Origin of the sequence: Flavimarina sp. Hel_I_48 (genome assembly GCF_000733945.1) — a bacterium.
Classification (GTDB): domain Bacteria; phylum Bacteroidota; class Bacteroidia; order Flavobacteriales; family Flavobacteriaceae; genus Leeuwenhoekiella.
Genome location: NZ_JPOL01000002.1, coordinates 2818145 through 2825547, shown reverse-complemented (window position 1 = coordinate 2825547; position 7403 = coordinate 2818145). Strand labels below are relative to the sequence as shown.

The 7403-nt window shown below is 36.0% G+C and carries 7 protein-coding genes; all 7 read right to left on the bottom strand.

Annotation, left to right across the window (positions count from 1 at the left end):
• Positions 1–63: 63 nt before the first annotated feature.
• Genes P162_RS12410 through P162_RS12380 form a run of 7 tightly spaced genes read right to left on the bottom strand, consistent with a single transcriptional unit; the run spans position 64 to position 7401 of the window.
• Entirely contained in the window at positions 64–954 is an 891-nt protein-coding gene (locus tag P162_RS12410) for a glycosyltransferase family 2 protein (RefSeq protein WP_031427731.1), read from the bottom strand.
• Positions 954–2219, bottom strand: a complete 1266-nt coding sequence (locus P162_RS12405; RefSeq protein WP_051907881.1) for a glycosyltransferase family 1 protein — start codon at positions 2217–2219, stop codon at positions 954–956. The genes P162_RS12410 and P162_RS12405 overlap by 1 nt, the downstream gene beginning before the upstream one ends.
• Positions 2216–3322 (bottom strand): non-hydrolyzing UDP-N-acetylglucosamine 2-epimerase, encoded by a 1107-nt coding sequence (wecB, locus tag P162_RS12400; RefSeq protein ID WP_031427728.1) that lies wholly within the window; start codon positions 3320–3322, stop codon positions 2216–2218. Before wecB ends, P162_RS12405 begins: the two co-directional genes overlap by 4 nt.
• 41 nt (positions 3323–3363) lie before the next feature.
• A complete protein-coding gene (locus P162_RS12395; RefSeq protein ID WP_031427727.1) occupies positions 3364–4275 on the bottom strand; it encodes a glycosyltransferase family 2 protein in 912 nt (303 codons plus the stop codon).
• 6 nt (positions 4276–4281) lie between these two features.
• Entirely contained in the window at positions 4282–5283 is a 1002-nt protein-coding gene (locus tag P162_RS12390; protein WP_164076257.1) for a glycosyltransferase family 2 protein, read from the bottom strand.
• Complete coding sequence (locus P162_RS12385) at positions 5276–6445, bottom strand: glycosyltransferase (protein ID WP_031427724.1); 1170 nt, start codon at positions 6443–6445, stop codon at positions 5276–5278. Before P162_RS12385 ends, P162_RS12390 begins: the two co-directional genes overlap by 8 nt.
• A 2-nt stretch (positions 6446–6447) precedes the next feature.
• Positions 6448–7401 carry a glycosyltransferase family 2 protein gene (locus P162_RS12380; RefSeq protein ID WP_051907879.1) on the bottom strand — a complete coding sequence of 318 codons (954 nt, stop codon included), beginning with the start codon at positions 7399–7401 and terminating at the stop codon, positions 6448–6450.
• Between the last annotated feature and the right edge of the window lie 2 nt (positions 7402–7403).

The window sequence follows — 7403 nt, the reverse complement described above, 5'->3', positions numbered from 1 at the left end:
ACTTTCGATTTTGTTTTTCCTTCTTTAGCCCTTTATGAACTCTAATTTTTTGAGATTATAAATTCATCCATACTTAGGATGTGGCAATCTATTTATTTTTTTTACAGTCTCTTTAGAAACTGGTTTTCTGAAAGTGTACGCTTTTTTGAATTTAAAAAGAAGACGCGCCAATCCTTTAAAATACGCAACAAAAAAATTTATGTTTTTAAATGCATACTTTCTGAAATTGTGCCAGAAGAGTTTTCCTAATTTACGCGGAAGCAACTCCGTTGGATAAAAAACCAAAAAATAAAGTGCCATATGGCAAAGTTGGCGTTCAAACCTAAATATATTACTCCCGCCCATTTTTCTCTCCTGGCGATCTACGCGATGATTGACCGAAATCTCAGAAGTGTACAAAATATCGTATCCATTATCTATAGTTTCTATAGAAACACAACCTTCTTCACCATAAATGTCCATCCATTCAGGAAAACCGGCAGTTTGTTCATATACGTGACGCCTTATGGCAAAACCACAACCCACAAATGAATTACAAAGATAATTTTGATCAGGAACATGCAGCTTCAAAGCAGCGAAATCAGTGGGGAAAATACCTTTAATCTCTTCAAAAGTTAAAATACCAACTGTGGGATTTTGCCAAAATATTTGTTCCGTTTTATTTATAAAATCATGCTGTAACGGGTGTGCATCATCATCAAAACCTAAGATAACTTTACCCCTTGCTGCAGCAAAGATTATGCGCCTGGCAGGGGAAGCTCCAATGCTTTCTGAAGATTCAAACCATTGAAAGTCCAGGAATTGTTTCTGTAATTCATTGGATCCATCAGTGCAGCCATCCAGAAAAACAAACACTTCATGCTTTGCGTTATCAATTACAGATACAATTTTTTTTAAAGTTTTTTGCAACGCTGACTTTCGATTTTTGGAAACGATACAGATTGAGATTTCCATTAACTTTTTGTATCTATAAGTAGATCTTTAACCTTTTTCCCAAGACTTTCGAAGGAAAAATAACCTTCCAAATCCTCTCTGCCCAACTTTAAATTCTGAGGATCTTCATTCCAAAAAATAAATAACTTACCTAGTATTTCTGCAATTTCCTCAACATCATCTGCTTCGGCAATAAATGGATAATTTACACCTAATAATTGCCTGGATTCGCTGTTTTTTGGTCCTAAATGAAAGATTTTCCGGTTGGCTTTGACTAATCCTGGAAATTTTGCGGGCAAAAACGGACTTATATTGCTCACCGCTTCCATAATTATATTTGCGGAAGAATTCTTTTCCAAAGCGCTTACGGTTGCATAATCTACGTAACCATCACTTTTGTATATGGATGGGATGTTTCCGCAAACTTCTGTCAATCCCGGCTCATGAAATGTAGCCGGACCAAGGAATAGGAGTTGGGCGTTGCCCTCAGCTTCCGGGTGCTGCCTTAAAAATAGTTGCCAGGCTTCAATCAACGGAAAGGGATCTCGCTGTTTTAAAAGATTTCCGGCATGAAGAACTGTGAAATTCTCAGGCTTAAAATATCTTGGAAGTTTCTCCGTATCATTTTTCCGTTCAGAAACCTGATGTGGTAAAATCACCGCTTTTTCCTTAAAATTATCATGAAATTGACCCATCCAATCAGCAAGCAAAAGAGAAGGATACCCAAGCCACCTTGCTTTCTGGGCAATCTCAATAAAAAAAAGTTCCTTTTGTTTGTGTCCAGCCTCAACCCAATCATAAGGTGATGGGTACCAGTGAAATGGATAGGGATCGTGCAGATAAGCAAGCCACTTCTTATGCCAATCGTGCAACTTTAAAATCGCTGCATGCGCCCTATAACTGGCTCCCTTGCTTAAAGTGATCACCATACCGTAATCTTCTGGATTTTCCTTCCGCAGCGCGGAAACCATACTGTTTACATCATTTTTAAAAGTAAATGAAAATCCGAACCTATTTTCAAGCGGTTTTGACCAATTTTTACCTGTAAAACGCTGTAAAACACGTTGCATGCGGCTTAAAAAATAATAAAGATCTATTTTTTTTTCTGAAATTAGAATGGTTTCTACTTCGGAAATAGTGACCAAAAGATGCGAAAAATGATATGTTTTGACGCTAAATCCACTTTTTTTCAAGGCTTTAATAAAGGCATTGTTTGCCTTGCCCGCACTACTGCTTTCTTCATTGATAGTTTCAGCCAGAACGAGTATTTTTTTCGTCGAACTCAAAGACTAAGATTTGCTATAAATGCGGCAATTTTTTCTGAAGCCGTACCATCGCCGTACGGATTCTTAAAATCACGGCCTTCTTTAGAAGTTTCTAAAAGCTGGTTGACGGTACCCACTATTTTTTCAATATCCGTACCCACAAGATATGTGTACCCTTTATCTACGCCTTCTTGCCGTTCTGTCGTATTTCTCGTTACCACTACGGGAACTTGTAAAGAAGGTGCTTCTTCCTGAATACCCCCAGAATCTGAAATGATGACGCTTGCCCGGTTCATAAGCCAGACAAATACAGGATATGTTACCGCGTTAATTAGCTGAATATTGACCTGGTTTTCCAACATTTCGACAATCTTGTCCTTTGCGTTGGGGTTCATGTGCAGGGCAAATACAATTTCAACATTAGGTTTTTTAGCAATTTGCAGCACAGCACTGCAAATATCCCTTAGGCCTTCGCCAAAATTTTCACGGCGGTGGCCCGTGATTAAAATCAGTTTTTTTGAAGGATTCAATTGTTTTTGCAGCGCGGGTAGCCCTGGGAAATTGGGTGTGTTTTTTAAGTTTTCCAGCGTCCAGTTTAAGGCGTCCACAACAGTGTTTCCAGTAACAAGGACGTTATTTTTTGCAACGCCTTCATTTAATAGATTTTCCTGAGCAGCTTTTGTGGGCGCAAAATGAAAATCTGCAATCCTACCGGTAAGTTGGCGGTTGATTTCTTCTGGAAATGGAGCTTTTTTAGTATAGGTGCGCAAGCCGGCTTCCACATGGCCCACTTTTACCTGCCTATAAAAAGCAGCCAGGGCCACCATAGTAGACGTTAAAGTATCACCGTGAACCAGAACCAGATCCCAATGCTCCCGCTCTAAGATCGCATCGATTTCCTTCAGGATTTTAGAACCCAATACATTTAGGCTCTGATCAGGTTGCATGAGGTCAAGATCATAATCTGGTTTTAGCTGAAAAAAGCCAAGCACTTGATCTAACATTTCCCGGTGCTGTGCGGTCACACAAAGTTTGTAAGTTATTTGTCTTTTGTCAAATTCCTTACAGAGCATCGCCATTTTTATGGCTTCTGGGCGCGTACCGAAACAGATAAGAATTTTCAATTAATAGGTTTTTGCAGCAATTTATATGGCAATATAACGCATCATTTCAATTTCTTCTTGAATCGCATCAAAAATTGAGTGGCTGGACCTAAAGTATGCTGTATCCATATTTTTGATTTCTGCACAGGGGAAAGCGAGGGTTGCTGGATTAGATGTTTATACAATGCCTTACTTTTAAAACGTACACTTTCCCAGGTAAAAAAATGGATCATTTGAGGACTTAATAATTTCTTTTTATTAAGATTGGAAATAATCAGTTTTGAAGCTTCTATTTTTGAATTTAGGCGTTTTGTGTTTCCTGCATAGAATTCCCCGGTGTTTGAATTAGGGTGTTTTCGAGCATAATACAAAGTTTTATCAATCGAAATCCCTATCTTTCCTTCTGCTAAAATACGTGAATAGAGTTCCCATTCTTCAGCATATTCCAACTGTTCTTTGAAGCGGTTCTTATCGAAACATTTTTTACTCCACATAATCGCACAATTATTGAAAGGAAGTTTATTTGTAATAAGATCAGGTAATTTACTTTTGTCAATCTCAAAAGCAGTGTATGTTATTTCTTTGTCAAAATCATAATCAAATTTATTATTAAAAACCTCGCGTTGATAACGACAAAAATCGTAGGAATTTGAGCGCATCTCCTTTAGGCAGCATTCCAGATTTCTGGGATGGACAATATCATCATCATCAAAAAAAACAATAAAATCGCCAGAGGCATTGCTCAAACCATAATTTCTACAACCCGAAGGTCCTTTTTTATACTCCGTAGGGCGTTTTTTATAAATAAATCGGTCATCATTTAAAAAAGTTTGTAGTTCATCTTCTGTACCATCAGTACTTCCGTCATCGACAATAAAGCATTCAAAATGTTTATACGTTTGATTTTGGATAGATTGAAGTGTTTCGATAATAAAATGAGCGCGGTTATAGGTTGGTATAATTATGGAAATCATGCTTCTTTAAAATATACTCTTTAAAATCTTTAAAGTATTTCTCTTGCTATAATTTGAATTAAATATTATTCCAGGTCTTTTATAAAGGAGCCACAACAAAAAACTTTTATCTGCAGGATTGACAATAAGATTATTCCTTAAGACAGCGTCTAAAAAAACTAAAACAGAATCTTTATCATTACTATTAGTTAAATTTTGAAAAGCTAAAAGATCATTAATAATTTCCTGATAATGTATTTTCAAAACTTTCCAGTCCCATTTTCTAAATCTTTTGACCATCATAAGGAAGTTTTTTGTCTCTTCTGACCCGTTCACTTGAATTAGCCACTTATCGTGAACGATATTATGTTTCTGTTTAAAAGCATCTCGAAAATCTTTATTATTATCGATAGTTGAAGTTAAATTCTTTTGATGTACTCTGTACTTATAAAGAGATTCTTCCAAATGAAAAAAACGATATTTTAAAGCTGCTCTAAGCCAAAAATCATAATCCTCAATTGTATGTAAACGTTCATCGTAGCCTCCCAATTCAAAAAAAACCCTACGCCTGTAAAGAAAACTCGCTCCAATACAACTGCCAAAAGGCAAACTGCAAACTGGACCAAAATGGTGGGTTCTTCTAAATTTGCCATTTGCCTCAATCACATCGTAATTTGAAAACACTAAATCATGCTCAGCTCCTTTAAAGCATTGTAACAAAGAGCTTAGCATGTTTTTTTTTAGGATATTATCATCTGATGTCCATGTCAAATATTCCCCTTTTGCTTCATGATGACCAATGTTTAAGCTTGCAGGAAGTTTTTTATTTACCTCGTTGGATATAATACTCACACGATGATCTTTACCACTATATTTTTTAGCAACTTCTAATGTCGCATCTGTAGAGCAATCGTCCACTATAATCAATTCAAAATTTGTATACGTTTGGTTTAGGCAACTTTCTATCGCCTCCTTTAAGTACTGCTCACCGTTATAAACTGGAAGAATAATAGAAATTAGATTATTCATAAAATTCATCAATTATTGAAGACAATTGATTTAAGTAAGCCTCTGGATTTCTTTTTTTAATCAATTCTTTATTTTTTTCACCTTCGCTTTTTCGTAATTCTGAAGATTTTATCAGCATTTTTAAAACCTCTGCCAAGTCTTCTTCTTGGTTCTCAATCAAAAAATTGGAATCTTGTAGCAAAAGTTTGCAGCCGGGGTGGTTTGTTGCTACCACTGGAAGTCCATAGGCCATATATTCCATTACTGCATTGGGAGTACCTTCTATCTCTGATACTAAAACACCAATATCTATAATATTAAGCACATCCTCGACTGGTTTTTCTGAAAGCAAACAAACATGTTCATTAATGTTCTTAGCTGAAATTGTATCCTTCAATTGCTGGAATTTCATTTCTGTGACCTTATTTGTTCGCTTATTTCCCAATAATACCAACTGAATCGCATTATTTTCCTTAAGCAGTTCACCAAAAACATTTAACAGCAACCCATGCAATTTGTCCAGGCGATAATGAGCAACCATTCCTATAACTACACGGTCTGGCGGGATGCCGTACGCGTTGCTTAATTCTGCTTTTGGTTTTATCACGTAATCAATTGCAAGAAACTGGGGAAGCACATACAAGGGTCTTTTGCTTTTGGGGTGAGCTTTCTGAAATAAATCTACACCGGTAGGAGCATTAGCAATAATACAGGGAACATTTTTTGCCGAGTAGTTTTCAAAAATATCATCTTTAAATGTATCAAGGCCCAACTGATGCCAGAAAGCAAACTTCGCAGTAGGAAGTAGTTTATAGAGATAAAAAGCAATTTTACTTGGAAAATTCAGATAAGGAAATATAAGATCAATTTTATAGGATTTTAAGCCATTTCTCAATCTTAAAAGATATTTAATAGACCAAACCAAGCGCTTTAGGTTTTTGTATGACCATTCACGCTTGAGAACAATGTAGGGTTCTCCAAAAAAAAAGGTTTCCTTAATATGGCATTTACTAGCGTAGTCGTCAAATTCTGCAGAAGTTTTTTCAGAAAATGTAAGCAGTAAATATACCTTACAGCCATATTTTTCGGTAAATATTTTGCCCAGACTTAAGCCCTGTCTCTCTGCGCCCCCCAGGCTGGCCTGATGCATGATCAAAAGGATATTCTTATTAGTGAAATCCATTTTTAATGTCTAAAATCAAAATCACGACGAAATCGATACAATCCTTTATTAGTGAAGCCATAAATCATTCCTATGATCGCCAGTTTTAAAAGCTTGTGATACTCCCTTAAAGGTAAAACTTTTGTTAAGTTAATCAGATAATAATAATAGAGGTACATCTCCTTTTGTATTAGTATAGCCTTTAAAAATTTCATATAATTAGATAACGCTATATTTATTTTTTTCCTTGTAGACATTGTTTTTAGAATTTGTAATCCTTCAAGTCTCACTGCCATCTCTGAAGATATTGCCTTTTTATTGCCAAGGTAAAAACTTTTGGTGATATTTTGATCGTGTAGACGAACCTTTAAAAGTTCTTGATCCATTAACGTATAACTTATTCCTTCCTGTTGAAGGTAACGGAAAAAAAATTCCATTTCCTGAGCCTTATAAATAGCTTCATTAAGGGGTTTATCAAAAAGAGAAGTTTTTCTAAAAACAGTAGTTGGCAGATTAAAATAAGCCTTTCCCAGTATGTAGTCTTCCAGTAGGTTGGAAGTTTTGTACCCCATTTTTGCAATTAATTTAAAATCTTCATCATAAAGTCCATATTCGCAAGTACAGAAACTAAATGACATATTTGTCTTCAGGATTTTCAACTGTTCCTCAATTTTGATCTGCATCATCAAATCATCACTATCAAACCAATTGATATATTGCCCTTTACTAACCTCAAACCCAAAATTCCTGCAGGCATTTGCTCCTTTAGGACGGTCTAATGGTCTATGATAATATCGTATCCTGGTATCCTTCTTAACATAGAATTCCAGCAATTCATCCGTATAATCGGTAGAGCCATCATTCACTACAATACATTCCCAATATTTATACGTCTGTGCCAATACAGAATCCAACGTCTGTCCTATAAGATGCGCTCGATTATAAGTGGGAATTATGATGCTCACCAGTTCCTGCATTC